Raw genomic sequence first — 22,261 nt, 5'->3', positions numbered from 1 at the left:
CCCCGATTGCTACACCGGCGTAGCCGCCGCTTCAGACTCATCCTGCGCCAGAAACTGCGTGGAAGGCCGCCCATCAGCGTTGTGCTGCACGATACGCGCCGGTCGGCCCTGCGTATCCAGCCACACCTGCCCAAGCCCGGCGCCGTTCCACACGCGCTCCCCACGGTGGCGTTGGTCAGGCAAGCGCGGGCTTATCTCCAGATCCCGGCGTTGGGTAAACCAGTTCAGCGGCGAGCGTGGCGAGTAGAGCCAGCGGTTCAAGCGATCCAGCCAATCGAGCAAGCGCCGGGGAAACTCGTTCTTGATGCCGCTGCTGGTGATCTGCCAGATATGCGGCGCGCGGTCCCGATCGCGCACCTGCACATCGTAGGCAAAGGAATAATGCACATCGCCCGACAGAACCACGTAATTACCCGGCGTGCGGGAGTGGCGGAAGATATTGAGCATGACACTGGCCGAACCGCGATGGGCCATCCAGTTCTCCGCATCCACGGTCAGGGCATGGCCAGCAAAGGCGCAGATGCGCTGGATCACCTCGATCAGCTTGACGCCGAACATGGGTGTCGGCGAGACGATCACGCTGGCGGTTTCATCCAGCAGCTCATGCTGCAGCTCGGTCAGCGACTCCCAGTCCATCAACCCCGACGGGCGACTGAGCAAGCGTCGACTGCGCCAGCGACGGGTGCGGGTATCCAGCACGATAACCGTCGGGTAGGTGCGCAACACATAGTGCCACTCATCAAAGCCCAGCAGGCGGCCAATCAGCCCGTCCTGGGCAGCAGCATCGAGCCGGTCATGACCATCGACCGCCGCGCTCAGCGCATCCATCTCATCGAGCAGCTCGTTGAAGACCTCCGGACGATTACCCCAGCCCTGACATAGCATATAGGCGAGCAGGGCATTGCCGACGATACGCCGGGAGAAGGGATGCCCATAGGCCGTCTCTTCCCATTTGGCTGACAGATTCCAGTCATCGGTGACATCGTGGTCATCGAAAATCATCAGCGTCTGCACATGGGCAAACAGACGCGCTGCCTGCGGCAGATCCCTGCAGAAGCCCCGCAGCGCAGCGGCTTCGGTGTGCCAGCGGGCCGCATGTTCGGTATCCAGCGCGGGCATGGGCGGAGTGGAGATGACCCGCCACGGCACCGGAGACCAGACCAGCAGATACATGGCCATCACCTCGGCCAGCGTCACCAGATGGTTGTGCGCATTGGCGGTGGTAAAAATCGGCTTTTCCACGCCACCAAAGAAACGCTCGCGCAACGCCTCGTTGGACTTGAACGCGGGCAGCAGATCCTCACGGCGATAATAGCTGGCCGGGTGGTTATAGAGCGCCTCGCTGTCCTCGACCACAGCACCGTCCAGACACTCGCCATACAGACCCAGGCGACGGATCAGCGCATGGATCGCCGCCAGCATCGGGCCGGCGACATCATCGGCATAGACCTGATCACCGCACATCATCAGCAGAGCAGGGCGCGCCTCGGCTCGACTGATCTGCACCGCCAGCAGTTCATCCGCCCGCGCCAGTCCATCCCGGGAAGGATGGTGCGGCTTGCGGCAGGAGCCATAGAGAATATTATCGGCCCGGCTACGCAGCACCAGATTTGGCCGCGTCGCACCTTCATGCAGCAGATGCGGCGCCCATTCGGCGATTCCGGCTTCGTTGCCGGTGTCCGAGGCGATCATCAGATCGTAATGAATCAACACATCCTGCGGCAGCGGCTCGGGAAGGCTCAGATCGATCAGATGCAGATAAGCGTGGCGACCGATGGCAACGACGCGGCAACAGCTGGCATCCAGCGTCACGCGTCTGGGCGCTTCTCCGGCAGGTTCGAGCAACAGCGTCAGCGACAGCGGCGTACTGCCTACCAGCCAGAGCACCAAGCGATTCGGCTCAAGACGCCGCAGAATAGGCCCCGCCAGCACGGGCGGCAGAACAGCAGAAATATCAGATTGAATCATCGGAACATGCTCCAGCCTCGTGAGCTTCTTGGCAAGGACTTCCACCACGGCAGTTCGTTGCAACCGCCGAACGGCACCTGTTGAGAGCCCAAACCGCGACTAGAATTCAACAGTCATTCTCTACCCTGGAGCAACGGCCATGGTCAGCAAAAACACCATCTGCCTCTGGTACGACGACGCCGCGCTGGAAGCCGCGATCTTCTACGCCGACACCTTTCCGGACAGCAGCGTAGGCACCATCTACCGCGCCCCAGCCGACTACCCGTCAGGCAAAAAGGGCGATGTACTGACCGTCGAATTCACCGTCATGGGCATCCCCTGCATAGGCCTCAACGGCGGCCCTGTCTTCCCGCACAGCGAAGCCTTCTCCTTCCAGGTCGCTACCGACGACCAGGCCGAAACCGACCGCCTGTGGAACGCCATCGTCAACAACGGCGGCCAGGAAAGTGAATGTGGCTGGTGCAAGGACAAGTGGGGACTGTCATGGCAGATCACCCCGCAGATGCTGATCGAGGCCATCGCCCATCCGGACCCGGCGGTGGCGAAGAGGGCGTTTGAGGCAATGATGACGATGGGGAAGATTGATATTGCGCGGATAGAGGCGGCGGTGAAAGGGTAGTCACCGGCACGCCGCAGTTACTTGACGGCAAGTACATGACGGGCGAGCATGCTGACACAACAAAAAATCAAGGAGTGATGCATGTCCGCCTTCGAGCGCCGTTATTTTGCCGTGGCCGTGGTACTGGGGCTGATCTACCTTGCACTGATACCCCTCAAACCCTACCCGCTGAGCTGGCTGCTCAAACCCATCCCCATGCTGATCTTCGCGCTGCTCGCCTGGCGCGCCTGGCCCGGTATCACCGGCATTCTGCTGGGCGTAGGCTTCATTGGCGCTGCGGCTGGCGACTTCTTTCTCGACTACGGCGACCGGGACGGCCTGTTCATCCAGGCGCTGTGCGCCTTTCTGGTCAACCAACTGGCCTTCGTCGCCGCCTTCGCCCTCATGGCCAAAGGCAAACCCTGGCTGCGCTGGCGCATGCTCCCCGTCACCCTCTACAGCCTGCTACTCGCCGTCTGGCTGGTTCCTGCCCCTGGCGCCTACCAGATACCGGTAGCCATCTATTTGCTGTGCCTCTACGCCATGGCCTTCATGGCCTGCCGGGTGGAAGACAAGACCGGGCTGCTGTGGCTGGGAGCGATGCTGTTTGTGATAGCGGACTCGCTGATTGGGGTGAACAAGTTTGCGATGCCGTTTGCGTATGCGGTGCCGGTGATTGTGACTACTTATTTTGCGGGGCAGACGTTGATTGGGTTGGGGGTGTTGGGGGTGCGGGGGCGAGGAGCTTCTGTGGATTAGTTTGATATCCTGTCCTCGCATCTTGTCTGAACCGCCGATACGACGTCTTTAACTGCATGGAAGGTTGCTGTGACTATCTTGGAATATTTGGATTCTGCTGAAGAAAAGCTAAGACAATGCCAGCTGGAAGCAGTACGTAGCTTCGTCAGATATGCAGAAGAAAGCGATACTGAGAGAGGTTTCTTGATCAACCTACCCACAGGTGCTGGGAAGACTGGGGTAATCTCTCTAATATCACATCTATCAGATGCCTCGAAAGTTCTTGTTATATGTCATCGAAAAGCTGTGAAAGATCAGCTGTTTCGAGAGGTTTCGAAGAGGTTTTTTCGCAATACAATTAACGATAAAGAGTTTGATCTAAAGAAGACTTATCGGGACTCTAATTTTGACCAAGGCGACGGGGTCTATATCACCAGTTTCCAGAAGCTGACGATGCTGGGTGACGAAGAATTAAAGAACGTTCAAGGCGATTTTGATCTGATTATCGTGGATGAAGGGCACTCTGAGCCTTCTCCTGTTTGGCGGGAAATAATACGCCAGTCTGCAGCAATGAAAGTGGTGGTTACCGCGACGCCTTACCGAAACGACTTGTTTGAACTGAATGTAAACACAAAACATTTTTATGTTTTTACATTTAAAGAGGCCATCGAAGATGGGACCATTATGGAGCCTCAGTATGAGCAGATGGACGGAGAGACTGAATTGCTTGCAGGTATCCTAGCCTATCTAGGTACGAATGAAGATGTGAAGTGTATCGTGAAGTGCAAGAGCCTTGAGGAAATAACAAAATACCACGACCTTTTTTCTCAATCATTCACCACTGCAAGCGTGCATGAGCGACTAGAAATGGACGAGGCACAAAATAAGTTCAAGCGAGTTGCTCCGGCGCTTAAAGTCGAAGGGCTGCGGGTGATCATTCACCAGCACAAGCTTGACGAAGGGATAGATATCCCTGAGGCTAAGTTGCTGGTCCTCACCTATGAATTGGGGAGTGGGCGTGAGCTAGTGCAGGCCGTAGGTCGGATCGTACGCCGCTATGGAGAGGTCCAGCCATTGGTGATCGATCTAAGCCGGGGGGCGAATGAGGGCATGTGGGTAGGGTATCAAAAATTTGACGACTATCTCGCCAGTGGTGGGGCATTAGAATTTGTTGGGTCACTAAGCACAAGTTATCTGATTGAATCTTTTCTCGAAGGCTTTCCGAGATACAGCTACTTTGATGGTAAGTTTAAAGAGAGAGTTGATCTTAATATAATTGACCCAGAAGATGATCTCAAAATACCACATGCGTCGGTATGCTTTGTCCAAAAGGACGGCGATTTTTCTTTGTCACTACTGATAGATCGTCTATACTGGGAGTTGCACGGTTCTGGGTCATTAGTCAAGGTCTATGAAGAAGTTTTTGATTTGCAGGTTATGGTTTATGTTGAGTTTAATAGTTCAAAGTTTTTTAAAAATAAGTTCTTCTTCGAGCCAAAGCTGCACGTCATTATTGTAAAAGAAACTGATTCGGGTGTAGCTATCTTTGACAGCGGCGGTGGAAGGTATTACAACCGGGAGCAGTATAGACTTGGCGATGCGATTCATATTGACAAACTCACTGCGTTGGCTGCAAAAACAGCAGTTCATCAGATCAAAGAAACTAACGCCCGAGCTATCGGTCAAGCTGTGCGTCGTCCAGAGTCCGTAGCACTGAAGGGGCAGAACCTTGATGGCGGGCGTGGCAGTCAGAGTAACTCCCGGTACGCATTAACTATGGTGAAGGTCGATAATATTGGTCTGGACGGCAAAAGAGACAGCAGCTTTTACATTGGTGCCAGGTCGGGACGGGTCGTCGACCAAAAAGAATCTAATTTTACCCTTCAAGATATTTCTCAATGGGTAGATGCTGTCGACCAATGTATCAATGCCGGAGGAAATGCGGGGCGACTGATCAAATCCTATGCGCAGCCTATTACCGAAAAACCCACTTCAAATATCTTATCCGTGCTACTGGATTTTACGGATCTTGACGGCTCGATGGCGACTGCTAACGGTGAAGTCTACCCTGGTTTTGTTTATGCTGACTATCAGCAAGGGATTACTTTCGACGCTCAAGGTGACCTTATAGAACTAGCGTTAAATTATTCGGATGGCGACGGGTGTTTTGAGGTTCTGTTAACAGGGTCTTCCGAAGGAAGACCGGATATCGAGTGGGTCGTTGAGTATTTGAATTCTGATCACAGATTAAAAGTACTGTACGAAGACGGCGTAACGTATCTGGCAGGAGCTTTTTATAAGCTCGCCTTACCCTATGAGCGTGGGATTTCTGCCGAGGACAGCTTCGCGGGTAACGCTCTTTTTCCGCTTGATGCATTGAAGGTTCCGATGCTTAGAGAGAAGGGGCACACGCTCGATCATAAGTACCATCGTACTACTAGAGACAATTTTGATACGGATTCAATTTTTTATCTGATCGACCTGTTGAAGGGTTATGGAGACCAAACAACTACACTTGGATCGCTTGGCCCATTTGCAACATATATTCCTGGCTGCGATATCGTTCTTTGCTGTGATATGGGCGTTGAGCCAGCTGATTTCATCTTATCTTCGCCGGAGAAGCTGTGCTTCGTTCATGTTAAGTGTGGTGATTCTTTGAATCCTGAATCTTCAGCCGGTGCCATTGCCGAAGTTGGTAGCCAGGCAATAAAAAATATTCACATGTTGGTTTCAGGATTTAAAGGTGTGAAGCCTGGTAACTTTTCTGCATGGAAACAATCCTGGCCCGCTGCTGGTGCGGAGTTTCCGCTAGACACCCGTTATAGGTTGGTGGACGGAACTATTAACCATCCTGCTCCATCTGATGATTCACTTTCTGAGAAGGTTTGGGATGTCATCTGCGAGCGGAGAGTGTCGATGAAGTGCAAGAAGGAGATTTGGATTGTGGCCGGTAACTCCTTCTCCACTAAGCACTTCATTAATAGCATGGAGAACCCGCTAGCCTGTTCGCCTACTAGTATTCAAGCATACCAACTCATTGAGGACTGGTTGAGCACTGCGGATGAACTTGATGTGGATTTAAAGATTTTTACGTCCCCTTAAGCACGTTCGCTTGAGTTGGGTAAGGGTTAGGCCTGTAAGTTTAAAGGGTTTCGAGTGTGGTTGAATAAAACTGCGTATGCATGAGTCGCCAAAGGATACTTTAGTGATTAAGCCTATACGCTATTCAGACACGACACATAAGAGTTCCACCAAGCCAACCCATCGATTAAATGTTCGTGAGTACTTACAAACAAAAGCTTACTGTGGCGGTTTGAGTCAACCATATGCCGACCGGATGTCGCCTATGGGTCGAAATAGGGCCGCTCGCCAGTGGCCGCTTTTGGCCGGTTGCGTGACCAACCAGCACTATCTGCTTGTCCTCCCCCTCCGACCGCTCGCCCTGCTCTGCGAGACTAGTGGTTAATCTGTACGCATAGAGAGGACCCACGCTCTCCTCAGACCGATCTGAACAGTGATACCGAAACACCATGAACGTAGCAGAAATTGAATCAGCCATTTCCGATCTGGCTTTGCTGCCTTTTGATGCAGCAGAATTCCCGTTCCAGTTTTGCTGCCTTCGGTAACAAACCCACCATCAAGCGGCTGCCGAGCATTGAACAGATCGAGCGTGAGCTGGATGATACAAAGCCGAAGAAGTGAACACCCAGGAAGCGGGCAGGGAGCCCGGCTGCAGATGATCGATGGAGTAGTGCAGTGCATTCAGAATGGATCGTTTGCCGAGATGGTCTATGATCGGGCCACAGCCAACCTAATGCGTGCTGATAGCTGACTGTACCGATGCAACCGCTTGATATGGCTCATATTGAAGAGGCTTAGATTTGAAGACACTCCCACGCCTGTACTCCTTCCGCCGCTGCCCCTACGCCATGCGCGCTCGGCTCGGTCTGCTGTTTGCCGAGCTGCAGGTGGAGCTGCGTGAGGTGGTGCTGAAAAACAAGCCGCCGCAGATGTTGGCTATCAGCCCCAAGGGCACGGTTCCGGTTCTGCAGCTGGTGGGAGAGGGTGGCGCTGAGCGAGTGGTTATCGAAGAGAGCCGAGAGATAGTGGAGTGGGCGCTGGGGCAGAGTGATCCGCAGGGGTTATTGCAGGTCGATCTGGTCAGCGCCAATGCGCTGATCGATCAGAACGACAACGAATTCAAGTACTGGCTGGATCGCTACAAGTACGCCGATCGCCATCCGGAATTGAACCAGCCAGAGTATCGGCAGCGGGGTGAGGTGTTTCTGCAGGTGCTGGAGAGGACTCTTGCCAATCACAGCTATCTGCTCGGCGACCGCATCAGCATCGCGGATATCGGCATCATGCCTTTTGTGCGCCAGTTCGCTCATGTCGATCCGGACGTGTTCTACAGCTTGCCCTACCCACATCTGCAGCAGTGGTTGAGGAGCTGGCTGGCGCATCCGGTATTTCAGCAGGTCATGACCAAGTTTCAACCCTGGCAGGAAGGGGATGAAGTGGTGGTGTTTCCTTGGAATTATTGAATCCTGAGTTAAGCAGAACCCGACAACATATCGAGTTCTTCCCGCTCGTGGAGGGCTTTGATCAGAGAGCTTCAGTCATGGCCGTTAGCTGTTCCGTATAGGTCATCCCTCATCAGCTTCGGCGGCTTGCCATAGGCACGAAGAAAAGCCTGACGCATGCGCTCACGATCGCCGAAACCCGTCTCGCGTGCGATCACTTCTACTGGATGACGGCTCGTCTCCATCATCACGCGTGCCGCCTCTATGCGCAGGCTTTCGACTGCTTTCGCTGGAGTTTTTCCGGTTTCCTCGCGGAACACTCGGCTGAACTGGCGTGGGCTTAATCGCGCGACATCTGCCAGTGCCTCGACCGAGAGATCACTGCGCAGATTTTCGCGCGCATAGGCCATCGCCAGTTGCACGCGGTCGGATTTCGGATCTATCTCCAGCAGCGCCGAGAGCTGTGACTGCTCGGCGCCTCTGCGTTGGGCGATTACCAATTTTCGGGCCACGCGGCGGGCCAGGTCAGGGCCCAGGTCGTTCTCTACCATTGCCAGGGCCAGATCCACTCCGGCACTCATGCCTGCACCGGTCCAGATCTGCCCGTCGACCACGAACAGTCGATCATCATCGATTCGGACGGTGGGATGACGTCTCTTGAACTCGGGCGCGTGTAACCAATGAGTCGCGACCCGTTTGCCCTCCAATAGACCGGCGTCGGCAAGCACAAAGACACCTGTACACAGGGATGCAATACGCCGCGATTGCGAGCTCGCGCTGGACAGACATGTCAGCAGCTCGGGACTGGGTTCACCCAACTCCAGGTAGCCGCTGACGATGATGGTGTCATAGCCAGCTGAGCCGAGAACCTCGGTACTGACCGAGAACCCCTGAGATGACACCACGGCTTCACCTGTCTCGGATACCAGAGTGAATCGGTAGACCGGCACGCCATGCAGGAGGTTGGCGCACTCGAAGACGGAACCGACTGACAGGCTCAATGCTTGGAACTGCGGGTAAACCACCAACGCCACGGTATGCATCGATCACTTCCTCTCTGCTGGCATTCATCGATTCTCGTCGGACAGGGTGGCTCGCGCAACCGGTTTGCCGTGCATGTCCGAAATCCTTGCGGATATGACATTGCTGCTATCGGTACCGGTTTCTAACATGCCCCCAACTCCTCGATAGACAGGGAACTCATGATCGGCAAGGGTCGGTCGAAGCTAACAATGCTCAATATGAGGCAATGCTCATGAAAGTTCTGATAGTACTGACATCCCATGACAAGCTGGGTAACACCGGCCAGAAAACCGGCTTCTGGCTGGAAGAGTTCGCCGCACCTTACTACGTCTTCAAGGACGCCGGCGCCGACATCGTGCTGGCATCGCCGGCAGGTGGCCAACCCCCTCTGGATCCCAAGAGTGATCTGCCTGACTTCCAGACCGAGGCGACCCACCGTTTCGCTGCTGATCCGGCCGCGCAACAGGCACTGGCCAGCACGGTGAAACTCAGCGAGGTGAAGGCTGAGGATTTCGACACGGTGTTCTACCCAGGTGGTCATGGCCCCTTGTGGGATCTGGCAGAGTCGAACACATCCATCGCTCTGATCGAAAGCTTCGAGCGCGCCGATAAGCCAATCGGCTTCGTCTGCCATGCACCGGGAGTACTGCGCCACGTCAAAGCTGCGGATGGTGAGCCGCTGGTCAAAGGTCGCCGGGTGACTGGTTTCACCAACAGCGAAGAAGCCGCTGTAAAGCTGACTGACGTGGTGCCTTTTCTTATCGAGGACGAGTTCCAGGAACTTGGCGCGCGCTATGAGAAAGCCGGCGACTGGCAACCGTTCACTGTCGTCGACGGGCGTTTGGTCACCGGTCAGAACCCCGCCAGTTCCGAGTCCGCTGCCAACGCCTTGCTCAAACTGCTGGCTTGATTCGCGCAATCTGCAGGGTTCAGACGAACCCGCGCGAGCTATGAACGGGCGTGCTTTGCGCCCGCTCTGGGACGCTACCGCGACGTTCTGACCGCGGCCTATCCGTCCGGCAGCAGGCCCGGACATTGCTGATCACACACTCATCCAATCCTCGGACATACATCCAATAATCAGTAGGGGTGTTTTGCGACAGTGTGCGAACGTTCTAGATATTGGGACTGGTCAACGATAGGACTGTGCCGCCGTTGCTGCATAGTTATCGGAGTCAGTCGGACACCCCCTTTTGTCAAAGCGAGAATCGACAATGAAAGCGCAGATACTTAAATCATTTGGCGGCCCGGAATCGTTCGAACTTTGCGAGGTGCCCAAGCCGGTGCCGCAGGCTGGGCAAGTGCTGGTGCGGGTACATGCAACTTCCATCAATCCGTTGGATTTCCAGGTCCGGCGTGGCGATTATGCTGAGCTGGTGCCACTGCCGAGCATTACCGGGCATGACGTTTCGGGTGTTGTCGAGGCGGTCGGGCCGGGTGTGACGAGCTTCGTGCCAGGCGACGAGGTCTGGTATACCCCGCAAATCTTTGACGGCCCTGGCAGTTATGCCGAGTATCACGTCGCCGCCGAAAGTATTGTCGGGAAGAAGCCTCCAGAGCTGAGTCATCTTGAGGCGGCCAGTTTGACCCTGGTCGGCGGGACGGCGTGGGAAGCATTGGTCGTGCGTGCGGGGCTCAGAGTGGGGGAGAGCATTCTGGTACACGGCGGCGCGGGCGGTGTCGGGCATGTGGTGATTCAGGTGGCAAAAGCCATAGGCGCCAGGGTACTTACCACGGTGCGCGAAGCCAATTTTGAGTTCGCACGGAGTCTGGGTGCCGACGTAGTCATCGACTATGAGAGAGAGGATTACGTCGACGCCATCCTGCGCGAAACCGACGGCCAGGGGGTCGATGTGGTGTTCGACACCATCGGTGGGGATACATTGTCGCGCAGCCCCGACGTGCTCGCACAACTTGGCCGCGTGGTCTCAATTGTGGACATTGCCCAGCCACAGAATGTTATTGAAGCCTGGGGCAAGAACGCCAGTTATCACTTCGTTTTCACCAGACAGAACCGCGGCAAGCTGGATGAATTGAGCACATTGATCACGCGCGGTCAGCTGCGCCCACATGTTGGCGCGGTCTACTCGCTTGCTGACATTGGTCGCGCCCATGCCTTGCTGGAGACCCCGAACAACGGCCTCAGGGGCAAAATCGCGATCGCAGTCGAGCCACAGGCTCACTCCGACGGCGCAAATGGGTAATCGTTGAGCTCACACTGAGGGAGTACGTCATGATCTATGAAATCGCTCTGCTGCCCGTTCACAAGGAACACATTGAACAGTTCAGATCTGCGTTTGCCGACGTTGCTCCTTTGCTCAGACGGGCCAAGGGTTACGGCGGCCATATGCTCGCGCAGGGGATCGAAGATCCCCATGTGTTCAATCTTATAGTGCGGTGGCAATCTCTCGAGGATCACACGCCGGGCTTCGAAGCGAGCGAAGACCATCGGGTATTCATGATGGGTTTGGAAGAATATTTTTCGGAAGAACCGAAGGTTTATCATATTGAAGGGGGCGGTTTTACTATGGAGGACCTGTAATCAGCACGGCTCCTTTGACATCGTAATGTCATTGTCTCAGGCGGTTGTAGCTTTAAGAAGTAAGCTGTTTTGATAAATATGCAGGTCTGATGTCGATAAATTGTTGTGTCTCAGTATTCAACTATTCGGTATCGAGATTATGAACAGCAAAAAACTCTGCGGGCCAGTTAAAATTGTTTTCGCCAGTCTCGGATTACTCTTATCCTGCAATGCGCTCGGTGAATGCCGCCCCGTAACTTATGAATACGGAGCGAAGCTTGATATTGTGAAGGTGTTATCTATATCAACCGAATACACCCCTACCTGCAAACCAGTAGACCGCATAATGAAATACATGGATTCGTATGGAGAAATCCGATCTCTAAAATATAGGGTTCTTTCAGCTGTGTGCAGCTCGGGGAGGGGGTAACCACAACCCAAGGCTGCATTCGTGCTTGCACGACTCTGGAGGGTAGTTATGAATACCACTACATATCAGGCCCCAGTCGCCTATGCCTTACCCAGTACCGGCAGACTATATGCTGCGCCTCTCTGTAGCGAGCTGACAGATTTGGTGTCATCGAAGTTGCCGAACGAGGGCGTTTACGAAACCGGTATTGCGGGGCTGGAACTCTTCCGTGTCGACGCGCCGACATCCTGCATGCCCACCGTCTTCGAGCCGTCCCTGTGCGTGATTGTTCAGGGGCGCATGACGGTACAGCTTGGTGACCATGATATCGTCTATGGCGCACTCAGTTGCATGATGTCCAATGTCGAGCTCCCGGCGGACGGCTGGGTGGTGGATGCCTCTCCTGAACGTCCGTTTCTGGCAGCAAAAATCAACATGGACCTGGCCGAGGTGGCTGAATTGTTGTTGCAGCTGGGTGATGCGGCACCGACCGCCGAAGTGTCGGATTGCCCGTACTCTGGGTGCGGCCTTTGGTTAGCGCAGGTAGACATGGGAATACTCGACGCCATGATCCGTCTGGTGCGTCTTCTCGACGCGCCTACCGATGCACCCATACTCGCTCCGCTAATCCGGCGCGAGATTATTTATCGAGTATTGATTGGCGAGGAGGGAGCGCGGATACGTGAATGCGTATCTGCCGACAGCCAATCGAACCGTATCTCCAAGATCATCTCAATACTCAAAGATCGCTTTGCCGAACCGCTGCGGGCGCGTGATCTAGCCAAAGACGTCAACATGAGTGAATCGACGTTCTACCACAACTTCAAACAGGTCACGCGAATGTCGCCGCTCCAGTTCCAGAAGAAGCTGCGTTTGCATGAAGCAAGACGACTGATGCTCAGGGAAGGACTTGAGGCGGCGACGGCAAGCTATCGCGTCGGCTATGAAAGCCCGTCGCATTTCAGCCGCGAGTACCGTCGGATGTTTGGTGCGCCGCCGCGTGCGGATGTTGTTAAGCTGCGCGGCGAGCCGGGGATGGGCGCGTCGGCATAACATCCATCCAGGCGCTTTTTCTTGCTTCGGTAAGATGCGATGCGTCAAAGGGAGCATTCCTCCACGAACCAAACGGACTGATATTGAGCCGTACCGAACTATCGCAGCGTAGGCTGGCACTCGAGCCCGAAAAGAGCAGCCGTCGCACGGCTGGTAATTCGGGCCCGGTATTCAATCATGTAACGCTTGGAACCTACCAGACAAAATAGTCTAGCGACCGTAACGCTTCGGAAATCCCGGTTTATTGCGCTTTTGAAAACGCTTCGTGCTTGAAGCGCTGCCCTTTATTTCCTGGTTTTTCTTGTCTGAAGAAAGAGATGAGCTGACCGACCGGTCAGCAGGGAGCCTCTGTTCACTGCCTACTTTGTGAAGTTCTCTGAGACGCTTCGAGCCATCTTCTGCCACCGCGCTGGTTAACGGTATTGCACCAAGAGCGGCGAAGGACAGCGCACTTACTATAAGTCTTGCTTTAATGCGATTAAATGGTTTCATGACGATTCTCCTGAAGATAAATGGTTTTGAAGTCGCTAAATAAGTTGATTCAAAGAATCAGAAAGCGAAGCTCGAATAGCTCGGCTCATGGATGGAAATATATATTCTTGAGGCTGGGTGGTGATATACGGAATCTGCGACGTTATTGCCTGATTCTGTGTATCTTCCGGACAGTGATCCATGGGGTAATACGATGCCCGTTTGTTGGGTTGGGGTTTGGGAACATCTTGTCGCTTACGCGCTCAGCTATCTTGTGGGCACTGCAGTACTTCACCGATCACACAATTATCCAAACTTCAGACAGTCATCCAATAATCAGTAACGCTGTTCTGCGACGGTACGGGAGCGTTCCAGAAATCAGTCGGACGCCCCTTTTGTCAAAGCGAGAATCGACAATGAAAGCGCAGATCCTTAAATCATTTGGCGGTCCGGAAGCGTTCGAGCTATGTGAGGTGCCCAAGCCGGTGCCGCAGGCTGGGCAAGTGCTGGTGCGGGTACACGCAACCTCCATCAATCCGTTGGATTTAAAGATTCGGCGTGGGCATTACGCCGATCTGGTGCCCTTGCCGAGCATCAGCGGGCATGACGTTTCGGGCGTTGTCGAGGCGGTCGGGCCGGGAGTGACAAGCTTCGCGCCGGGTGACGAGGTCTGGTATACCCCGCAGATTTTTAACGGTCCCGGAAGTTATGCCGAGTACCACGTTGCCGCCGAAAGTATTGTCGGAAAGAAGCCTCCCGAACTGAGTCATCTCGAGGCGGCCAGTCTGAGTCTGGTCGGCGGGACGGTATGGGAAGCCTTGGTCACGCGTGCTGGTCTCCGAGTAGGGGAGAGCATCCTGGTGCACGGCGGCGCAGGTGGCGTGGGGCATGTGGTGATTCAACTGGCAAAAGCCATAGGCGCCAGGGTTTTTACCACGGTGCGCGAAGCAAACTTTGAGTTCGCACGGAGCATGGGCGCCGACGTGGTGATCGATTACCAGAAGGAAGATTACGTCGACGCCATCCTGCGAGAAACCGGTTGCCACGGAGTAGATGTGGTGTTCGACACCATCGGTGGCGATACCTTGTCGCGCAGCCCCAACGCGCTCGCACAACTTGGCCGCGTGGTCACGATTGTGGATCTTGCTCAGCCACAGAACCTGGTCGAGGCCTGGGGCAAGAACGCCAGCTATCACTTCGTTTTCACCAGACAGAATCGCAACAAGCTTGATGAACTGGGCGCATTGGTCGCGCGCGCTCAGCTGCGGCCACATGTTGGCGCGGTCTACTCGCTTGCTGACATTGGTCTCGCCCATGCCCTGCTGGAAACCCCAAATAACGGCCTCAGAGGCAAAATCGCGATCGCAGTCGTGCCACAGGCTCACTCCGTCACAACATCGCATTCATGAGGAAATCGCCATGACAACTTTCAGATCGAATACCGCACCCATTATCGCAGCTGCGTTACTTCTTGCCGGCGTTGGCAATGTGGCGGCTGCCGAGCCGTCTTCAGCCGCGAGCGGCAGTTACGTCACAACAAGCGATGGCGTACAGCTGTATTACAAGGACTGGGGGCCGAAGGATGGACAGGTTGTTACCTTCAGTCACGGTTGGCCGCTGAACTCGGACAGTTGGGAATCACAGATGCAGTTCCTGGCAGACCATGGTTATCGTGTCATTGCGCACGATCGCAGGGGCCATGGTCGTTCCAGCCAGCCGTGGGAAGGTAACGACATGGATCACTACGCCGACGATCTGGCCAGTGTGATCAATGCGCTGGACCTCAAGGATGTCACCTTGGTTGGCTTTTCAACGGGTGGTGGAGAGATCACCCGCTACATTGGTCGGCATGGTACCGGCCGGGTGAAGAAGGCGGCACTGATCAGCGCCGTCCCGCCGATGATGCTCAAAACGGAAGACTACCCGGGCGGCCTGCCTATCGAGGTCTTTGACGGCTTGCGCAAGGCCTCGCTGGAAAACCGTTCGCAGTTGTATCGCGACATTGCATCGGGGCCGTTCTTCGGCTTCAACCGTGAAGGGGCGACACCCTCCCAGGGGCTGATCGATTCGTTCTGGGTTCAGGGCATGCAAGCGGGCCACAAGAATACCTACGACTCTATCGCGGCGTTCTCAGCGACCGATTTCCGCGCGGATCTGGCCAAGTTCGATGTGCCGACACTGATAGTGCATGGCGACGATGACCAGATCGTGCCGATTGACGCCTCTGCCCGTGCTGCTGCCGAAATCGTGAAGGACGCCAAGCTGGTGGTCTATCCAGGCGCACCGCATGGCTTGGCCGATACTCACAAAGACCGTCTCAATCAGGATTTATTAAGCTTCCTGCAGCAAGAGTGACCAGAAGCTCCGTGCACTGGATTGTCTCAATAAGTGGGGCGGTTCAGTGCCGAGGTCACACTCTCATCCAAACCTCAGACAACCATCCAATAACCAGCGGCGACGCCTTGCGACACTGGGAACGCATCGAGAAATGCGGACGGGAAACCCCAGTCGGCTCATATGATTTTAGAGGATGAACCCAATGACTTTTCGTAACGGCCTCGCTTCACTTCTGCGTCCCGAAGACTCTGTACTGGTACTGATCGACCACCAGCCGTTCCAGCTGGCGAACCTGAACAGCCACGAGCCACTGATGGTGATCAACAACTCGACTGCTCTGGCGAAGGCTGCCAAGGCATTCAATGTGCCCACCATTCTGACCAGCGTGCTTGCGGCGCAGGGCGGAGTGATCTTTCCTCAGATTACCGATGTGTTTCCTGACCAGAAGGTAATCGACCGCACCCTCATCAATACCTGGGAGGACCCGGCGGTAGTGGATGTAGTGAGTGGGACCGGCCGCAAGCAGCTGATCATCGCCGGACTGTGGACTGAGATCTGCGTGGCCATGCCGGCCATTCAGGCTGCAGGAGAAGGTTGGGACGTGACGGTAGTGACGGATGCGTCCGGCGGCGTTTCTGTCGAGGCGCATGAAGTCGCCATCCAGCGCATGCTCGGCGCCGGTGTGAACATGATGACCTGGCTGGCTGTTGCAGCCGAGTGGCAGCGTGATTGGGCTCGAACTGAAAGTCTGGAAGGGATGATCGGCGTGATGAAAGAGCATGGCGGCGGTAGCGGTATCGCCTTCCTGTGGGAACAGCAGCTGCTTAATACGCCGGTGTCTGACACTCTACGATGATCTGTCAGTAGCCCGATCAGGAGAGATGAAATGATAAAGATGATTATCGAGCAGCGACGTCGAGCTCTCGGCGGCGGTCTGGAAGTAGGCCGTGTGCTGCCCTTTGCCAAGCAGCGCATGGTGGGACCGTTCATCTTTTTTGATCATATGGGGCCGCTTGATCTCCCTTCCGGTTTGGGTTCTGGGCTAGACATTCGCCCGCATCCGCACATCGGCCTGTCTACGGTGACCTACCTGTTCTCCGGCAATGTGATGCATCGGGACAGTCTGGGCTACGAACAGGCAATCAGACCGCAGGAGGTCAACTGGATGACCGCCGGACGGGGCATCACCCATAGCGAGCGGTTTGAACATGCCCGGGTGCACGGCGATCATCTTCACGGGATTCAGGCGTGGGTGGCGCTGCCGACCGAGCAGGAAGAGGTCGCTCCGTCCTTTTCTCACCATGCAGGATTCGATCTACCCCAATGGGACGACGCGGGTGTGGCCGGCCAGCTTATCGCCGGCAGTGCCTATGGTTTGACCGCCGGCGCCGAAACCCATTCACCGCTGTTCTACGCCCATCTCGACATGACACCGGGTGCTATCGCTGAGATTCCCGGTGGATATGAAGAACGCGCGATCTACATTGCGACCGGTGCCGTGGAAGTGGACGGCACACGCTACGAGAGCGGCAGAATGCTGGTGCTCGGCGCAGCCGCATCACAGGTGCGCGCCCTTGAGCGCTCCAGAGTCATGGCGCTGGGCGGCGACCCGGTCGGCGAGCGGTTCATGCACTGGAACTTCGTATCCTCCTCGAAGGACAGGCTCGCCCAAGCCGCCTCTGACTGGCAGGCGGGACGGATGAAACTGCCGGATGCCGACGATGCGGAGTTCATTCCATTGCCGGATGAACCGGCGCTATCGGCAACGTTATTCAGAAACAGGGTAACCTCACCATGACCAAAGCATCCGATCTGTTCATCCAGTGCCTTGAGGAAGAGGGCGTGGAATATATTTTTGGGGTTCCCGGCGAGGAGAACCTCGCCATGCTCGACAGCCTCAGCCGATCAACCCGCATTCAACTGATTCTTACGCGGCACGAACAGGGTGCCGGTTTCATGGCCGCCACCTACGGCCGGCATACTGGCAAGACCGGTGTGTGCATGGCGACGCTGGGGCCGGGTGCGACCAATCTGGTGACCGCTGCCGCCTATGCGCAGCTTGGCGGTATGCCGATCCTGATGGTCACCGGGCAGAAGCCGATCAAGAAATCCAAGCAGGGCCGCTTCCAGATTCTTGATGTGGTCGACATGATGAAGCCGTTGACCAAATTTACCCACCAGCTTGCCAGCGCCGACAACCTTCCCAGCCGGGTGCGCGAGGCGTTTCGGCTCGCCGAGGAGGAGAAACCCGGCGCGACGCATATCGAGTTTCCTGAAGACGTCGCCGACGAGCAGACCGAGTCGGTGCCGCTCAAGCGCAGCCATATACGCCGGCCGAATGCGGATGTGAAGTCGGTCCGCGCGGCAGTGCATGCGCTGGAGAATGCCAAATCGCCGATCCTGGTGATCGGCGCTGGTGCCAACCGCACCATGACTTGCCGTATGTTGCTGCAGTTTATCGAGAAGACCGGCATTCCCTTTCTGACCACGCAGCTCGGCAAGGGCGTGATTGATGAACGTCATTCAGGGTTTGTCGGCTGTGCCGCACTGTCAGCGGGCGACTTTGTTCACCGTGCCGTGGAGGCCGCGGACCTGATCGTCAATATCGGCCATGACGTGATCGAGAAGCCACCGTTCTTTATGCGCGCGGGTGGCACGCCGGTGATCCATATCTCGTCCAGAGCCGCCGAGGTGGACCCGGTCTACTTCCCGCAGATCGAGGTGGTCGGAGATATCGCCAATGCCATCTGGCAGATCAAGCAGGACATCGTGCCCAACGGGGGCTGGACGTTTGACGCGATGCTGGCCGCGCGCAAGGCTGAAGTGGAGCACACTGCGTCCATCTCCGGCGATGCCCGCTTCCCGATCTTCCCGCCCCATCTGGTCGAACAGGTCCGCGCAGTGATGCCCGACAACGGCATCATCTGCCTCGACAACGGCGTGTACAAGATCTGGTTCGCGCGAAACTACACGGCTTACCGCCCCAATACCGTTCTGCTCGACAATGCGCTCGCCACCATGGGCGCGGGCCTGCCCTCGGCCATGGCTTCGGCGATGGTTTATCCCGATCGCAAGGTGCTGGCGATCTGCGGTGATGGTGGCTTCATGATGAACAGTCAGGAGATGGAGACCGCCGTTCGCTTGAAGCTCAACCTGACGGTGTTGATCCTCAACGACAACAGCTACGGCATGATCCGCTGGAAGCAGGCGGACATGGGTTTCAAGGACTGGGGTCTGAGCTATGGCAACCCGGATTTCGTCCAGTATGCACAAAGCTACGGCGCACACGGTTATAGAGCGGAAAGCGCCGAGCATCTCAGTCAGCTGTTGGCGCACACCCGCGACACGTCCGGTGTGCATCTGATCGACTGCCCGGTCGACTACTCGGAGAACGACCAGATCCTCAATCACGACATCAAGACCTTGTCGAAAGAGTTGTAAACCCAGCCGCGCCACGGGAGTTACGCATGACCACGCTTAAATCCGTCTATCCGCTGTATCTGAACAACGTGGCGCAGCAGCCCAACGCCGATCTCGAAGTGACCGACAAGTTTACCGGTGAGGTGGCGTTCCGCGTCGCCCAGGCCGATGCAGCGACGATCGATGCGGCTATCAGCGGCGCAGTCGAAGCCGCTTTGCCGATGGCGCAGATGGCCAGCTACGAGCGCCAGGCGGTGCTCAACCATTGCGTATCGCGATTTACCGAGCGCTTCGATGAGCTTGCCTATGCGCTGTGCGTCGAGGCGGGCAAACCGATCAGGGACAGCGAGGGCGAGGTGGGCCGGCTGATTGACACCTTCCGCATTGCCGCCGAGGAGTCAGTGCGTATGACCGGCGAGGTGCAGCCACTCGACATCACCGCGCGGGCCAGGGGCTATCAGGGCATCTGGAAGCGGGTGCCTATCGGGCCGTGTTCGTTCATCTCACCCTTCAACTTTCCGCTGAACCTGGCCGCGCACAAGATAGCGCCGGCGCTCGCGGTGGGCTGTCCATTCGTGATGAAGCCCGCCAGTCGCACGCCGCTGGGCGCGCTCATCATAGGGGAAGTGCTGGCCGAGACTGATCTGCCCAAAGGCGCCTTCTCGATCCTCCCCGCCAGCCGTGACGGTGCCGATCTGTTCACTACCGACGACCGGCTCAAGCTACTCTCGTTCACCGGTTCGCCCGACGTCGGCTGGGACCTCAAGGCGCGTTGCGGCAAGAAAAAGGTGGTGCTCGAACTGGGCGGCAATGCCGCGGTGATCATTGATGCCGACGCGGATCTGGACGACGCGCTCGAGCGTGTGATCTTCGGTGCCTTCTACCAGTCGGGGCAGAGCTGTATCGGCGTGCAGCGCATCATCATCCATGCCGAGGTTTACGACCGCTTCCGCGACATGCTGGTCGCCAGAACGAAGACGCTGGTAGCGGGCAACCCCAAGCAGCGCGAGACGTTCATCGGCCCGATGATCCATGTCAACGAAGCAACACGGCTCGAAGGCTGGGTCAATGAAGCAGTCGCCGCCGGCGGCACTCTGCTGTGCGGTGGCAAACGCGAGAGCGCAATGCTTGACGCCACCCTGCTGGAAGCGGTGCCTGCGGACACCAAAATTGTCACCGAAGAGGCATTCGGCCCGGTTGCGGTGTTGTCACGCTTTACGGATTTCTCTGCCGCACTGGCCGAGGCCAACGCCTCCAAATTCGGGTTGCAGGCAGGCATCTTTACCCGCGACCTGTTCAAGATGTTCGACGCCTGGGATCTGCTAGATGTCGGCGGGGTGGTGATCAACGATGTACCCAGCTATCGGGTCGACAATATGCCTTACGGCGGGGTCAAGGATTCGGGGCTGGGCCGCGAAGGCGTGCGTTTCGCGATGGAAGACATGACCGAAATCCGCAACCTGGTGATTCGGCGAGCTTAGGGTGCACTCGGTGGTAAGGGCTGAGCAGGATTGCGTGTTTTCTGCGCTTCAGTGTTCGTGAACCCATAAATGCGGAGTCTGTTCGAAGTGCTCGATCAGCGTTTCAGTGAGGACCCGGATTTTGCGCGCGGGATGTTGACCAGGAGGACGGACGACATACGCGCCTGCAGGAGGCGGTGGATGATTTGTCATGATGGGTACAAGTGCGCCGGAGGCGAGATCGGCATGGGTGAGAGCATCGGGAAGCCAGGCGATGCCGAGTCCTGCTACGGCGGCAGCAACCAAAGCTATGCCGTTGTCAGCCTTGAATCGCCCCTGCGGGCGTACCGTAACAATCTGATTTCCGTCCAGGAATTGCCAGGTTTCTGTGCCTTGCATGAGGGCCTGATGGGCGGGCACTTCATCCGGTGTCTCCGGCGCACCATGCGCCTTGATATAGCTTGGGCTCGCGACCAGTTTGCCGTAGATCGGGCCAATACGTCTGGCGATCAGGTTGGAATCCTGAAGGGTGCCAACCCGTATCCCACAATCGAAACCTTCGCTGATCAGGTCAACGAAACGATCGGTGTAGCAGGTGTGAATCTGGAGCTCGGGATGGCGTCGTGCCATTTCCGCGAGGGCAGGGGCAAAATGGGTAGGACCGAAAGACAGCGGTGCAGCAATTCGCAGGCGGCCTCGAAGATCACCTGTGGGGAGAATCGATTCTCTGGCGGCATCGATCTCGGCGCAGACTTTGGCTGCGTAATCTCTGAACGTGGCCCCGGCCTCCGTGAGAGCGGCGCCGCGGGTGGTTCGCGAAAGCAGCTGGGCCCCCAGTTCCGCTTCAAGGCGCGCAAGCCGACGGCTGACGATCGACTTGGATACACCCAGCCGGAGGGCTGCAGGCGAAATTCCTCCAGCGTAGGCCACTTCCACGAAGGTCCTGAGCTCTTCAATGTCCATTCCAGTGCTTCCTCTAAAGCGGAAAACCAATCTTATGCAATAGAGGAAGGATACATGACTTATTTTAACGACCGCGCTTTGCGTCCTGGTCACCCCGAGAAGGGGGTACCGCATGCAGCCTTCGCCAGGTTTGTGGCGATAAGCCTGTTTCGCGCCTGAAGACCCGGCAGAAATGCGACTGATCGTAGAACCCGTGACGTAACGCTATCTCGCTTAAGTGACTGGCTGAACAGAGCATATATTGCCCCGCGGCTTCCACGCGCCGTGCAGCCACATACATCAGCGGCGTCATTCCGGTTGCCTGTTTGAATACATGGGAAAAATGACTGGTGCTCAGACCCAATAGCGATGCGAGATCGGTTGTTCGGATGCTTTGGTCAATATGCTGCTTTATAAAGTCATCGATACGCGTAACTTGCCATCGGGCCAGTCCGCCTCTGGCTTTGCGCTGTAAAGGTTCGCGCGGATCTTCGGCTGCCAGCGCGGCGATTGCTTGGTGCAGATACGTCGCAGCAGCGTCAGGGTTGCGGTGAATGGATCTTTCTGTCTCAGCCAGCAACGTCAGTACGTGTCTGGTCTGTTTCAAACAGGCGGGCGTGTCCGAAAGGGTAGTGTCTGTTGAATAACAAGTACTGCTGCTCCCGCTCATAGCTGATACCTCGGCGGACGACCGCCTTTACGGGCGCCTTGATCCTTGGGTGGATAGTTTTTCTCTGGGGCAAAATCATGCATGGACCACGCTCGTTGCGGTAGTCGTGTCTGATGATGAACTTTGTC

General features: G+C 56.3%; 20 protein-coding genes and 1 pseudogene. 16 read left to right on the top strand and 5 right to left on the bottom strand.

Going from position 1 to position 22,261, the window contains the following annotated elements:
* Positions 1-9: 9 nt before the first annotated feature.
* Positions 10-1,968 (bottom strand): metallophosphoesterase family protein, encoded by a 1,959-nt coding sequence (locus tag DHB74_RS07825; protein WP_499161185.1) that lies wholly within the window; start codon positions 1,966-1,968, stop codon positions 10-12.
* Positions 1,969-2,107: 139 nt separating this feature from the next.
* On the opposite strand from DHB74_RS07825, the gene DHB74_RS07820 reads away from it, so the two are divergent.
* The 5 genes and pseudogenes from DHB74_RS07820 (at position 2,108) to DHB74_RS07800 (ending at position 7,848) form a co-directional block, all read left to right on the top strand.
* Positions 2,108-2,587: a VOC family protein gene (locus DHB74_RS07820; protein ID WP_499161184.1), complete on the top strand. Its 480-nt coding sequence runs from the start codon at positions 2,108-2,110 to the stop codon at positions 2,585-2,587.
* Positions 2,588-2,668: 81 nt separating this feature from the next.
* A complete protein-coding gene (locus DHB74_RS07815; protein ID WP_499161183.1) occupies positions 2,669-3,325 on the top strand; it encodes a lysoplasmalogenase in 657 nt (218 codons plus the stop codon).
* Between the two features lie 69 nt (positions 3,326-3,394).
* The gene (locus DHB74_RS07810) at positions 3,395-6,406 is read left to right on the top strand and encodes a DEAD/DEAH box helicase (RefSeq protein WP_499161182.1); all 3,012 of its coding nucleotides are present in this window, start codon (positions 3,395-3,397) and stop codon (positions 6,404-6,406) included.
* 428 nt (positions 6,407-6,834) lie between these two features.
* A pseudogene (locus DHB74_RS07805) lies at positions 6,835-6,952 on the top strand (type IIL restriction-modification enzyme MmeI); the annotation flags it as partial.
* 233 nt (positions 6,953-7,185) lie between these two features.
* Positions 7,186-7,848, top strand: coding sequence for a glutathione S-transferase (locus DHB74_RS07800; RefSeq protein ID WP_499161181.1), 663 nt, complete (start codon positions 7,186-7,188; stop codon positions 7,846-7,848).
* Between the two features lie 71 nt (positions 7,849-7,919).
* Here the strand turns inward: DHB74_RS07800 and DHB74_RS07795 are convergent, their stop codons facing one another.
* Positions 7,920-8,870, bottom strand: a complete 951-nt coding sequence (locus DHB74_RS07795; RefSeq protein WP_499161180.1) for a GlxA family transcriptional regulator — start codon at positions 8,868-8,870, stop codon at positions 7,920-7,922.
* Positions 8,871-9,082: 212 nt separating this feature from the next.
* Here DHB74_RS07795 and DHB74_RS07790 point away from each other — a divergent pair, with 212 nt between their 5' ends.
* The 5 genes from DHB74_RS07790 (at position 9,083) to DHB74_RS07770 (ending at position 12,833) form a co-directional block, all read left to right on the top strand.
* Entirely contained in the window at positions 9,083-9,760 is a 678-nt protein-coding gene (locus DHB74_RS07790) for a type 1 glutamine amidotransferase domain-containing protein (RefSeq protein ID WP_499161179.1), read from the top strand.
* A gap of 304 nt (positions 9,761-10,064) precedes the next feature.
* Positions 10,065-11,054 (top strand): zinc-dependent alcohol dehydrogenase family protein, encoded by a 990-nt coding sequence (locus DHB74_RS07785; protein ID WP_499161178.1) that lies wholly within the window; start codon positions 10,065-10,067, stop codon positions 11,052-11,054.
* A gap of 29 nt (positions 11,055-11,083) precedes the next feature.
* Positions 11,084-11,392 carry an antibiotic biosynthesis monooxygenase family protein gene (locus DHB74_RS07780; RefSeq protein ID WP_499161177.1) on the top strand — a complete coding sequence of 103 codons (309 nt, stop codon included), beginning with the start codon at positions 11,084-11,086 and terminating at the stop codon, positions 11,390-11,392.
* 139 nt (positions 11,393-11,531) lie between these two features.
* A complete protein-coding gene (locus tag DHB74_RS07775) occupies positions 11,532-11,801 on the top strand; it encodes a DUF2790 domain-containing protein (protein ID WP_499161176.1) in 270 nt (89 codons plus the stop codon).
* A 48-nt stretch (positions 11,802-11,849) separates the two neighbouring features.
* Positions 11,850-12,833: an AraC family transcriptional regulator gene (locus DHB74_RS07770; RefSeq protein ID WP_499161175.1), complete on the top strand. Its 984-nt coding sequence runs from the start codon at positions 11,850-11,852 to the stop codon at positions 12,831-12,833.
* Between the two features lie 210 nt (positions 12,834-13,043).
* On the opposite strand, the gene DHB74_RS07765 is transcribed toward DHB74_RS07770, so the two are convergent.
* Positions 13,044-13,325, bottom strand: a complete 282-nt coding sequence (locus DHB74_RS07765; protein WP_499161174.1) for a hypothetical protein — start codon at positions 13,323-13,325, stop codon at positions 13,044-13,046.
* 395 nt (positions 13,326-13,720) lie between these two features.
* Between DHB74_RS07765 and DHB74_RS07760 the strand changes: the two genes are divergently transcribed.
* From DHB74_RS07760 to DHB74_RS07735, 6 genes are all read left to right on the top strand, one after another.
* Entirely contained in the window at positions 13,721-14,713 is a 993-nt protein-coding gene (locus tag DHB74_RS07760) for a zinc-dependent alcohol dehydrogenase family protein (RefSeq protein WP_499161173.1), read from the top strand.
* 10 nt (positions 14,714-14,723) lie between these two features.
* Positions 14,724-15,659: an alpha/beta fold hydrolase gene (locus DHB74_RS07755; protein WP_499161172.1), complete on the top strand. Its 936-nt coding sequence runs from the start codon at positions 14,724-14,726 to the stop codon at positions 15,657-15,659.
* Positions 15,660-15,843: 184 nt separating this feature from the next.
* Positions 15,844-16,497, top strand: a complete 654-nt coding sequence (locus tag DHB74_RS07750) for a hydrolase (RefSeq protein WP_499161171.1) — start codon at positions 15,844-15,846, stop codon at positions 16,495-16,497.
* 30 nt (positions 16,498-16,527) lie between these two features.
* Positions 16,528-17,439 carry a pirin family protein gene (locus tag DHB74_RS07745; protein ID WP_499161170.1) on the top strand — a complete coding sequence of 304 codons (912 nt, stop codon included), beginning with the start codon at positions 16,528-16,530 and terminating at the stop codon, positions 17,437-17,439.
* A complete protein-coding gene (locus DHB74_RS07740; protein WP_499161169.1) occupies positions 17,436-19,082 on the top strand; it encodes an acetolactate synthase large subunit in 1,647 nt (548 codons plus the stop codon). The genes DHB74_RS07745 and DHB74_RS07740 overlap by 4 nt, the downstream gene beginning before the upstream one ends.
* A 26-nt stretch (positions 19,083-19,108) precedes the next feature.
* Complete coding sequence (locus DHB74_RS07735; RefSeq protein ID WP_499161168.1) at positions 19,109-20,542, top strand: aldehyde dehydrogenase family protein; 1,434 nt, start codon at positions 19,109-19,111, stop codon at positions 20,540-20,542.
* 48 nt (positions 20,543-20,590) lie between these two features.
* Here the strand turns inward: DHB74_RS07735 and DHB74_RS07730 are convergent, their stop codons facing one another.
* Both DHB74_RS07730 and DHB74_RS07725 read right to left on the bottom strand, forming a co-directional pair.
* Complete coding sequence (locus tag DHB74_RS07730; RefSeq protein ID WP_499161167.1) at positions 20,591-21,484, bottom strand: LysR family transcriptional regulator; 894 nt, start codon at positions 21,482-21,484, stop codon at positions 20,591-20,593.
* A 64-nt stretch (positions 21,485-21,548) separates the two neighbouring features.
* Complete coding sequence (locus tag DHB74_RS07725) at positions 21,549-22,133, bottom strand: helix-turn-helix domain-containing protein (RefSeq protein WP_499161166.1); 585 nt, start codon at positions 22,131-22,133, stop codon at positions 21,549-21,551.
* Positions 22,134-22,261 lie beyond the last annotated feature (128 nt).

It is taken from the genome of Pseudomonas sp. G11-1 (genome assembly GCF_024031555.1).
GTDB lineage: Bacteria > Pseudomonadota > Gammaproteobacteria > Pseudomonadales > Pseudomonadaceae > Halopseudomonas > Halopseudomonas bauzanensis.
The sequence above is the reverse complement of the archived record's forward strand: the minus strand, read 5'-3'. Positions and strand labels throughout refer to the sequence as shown.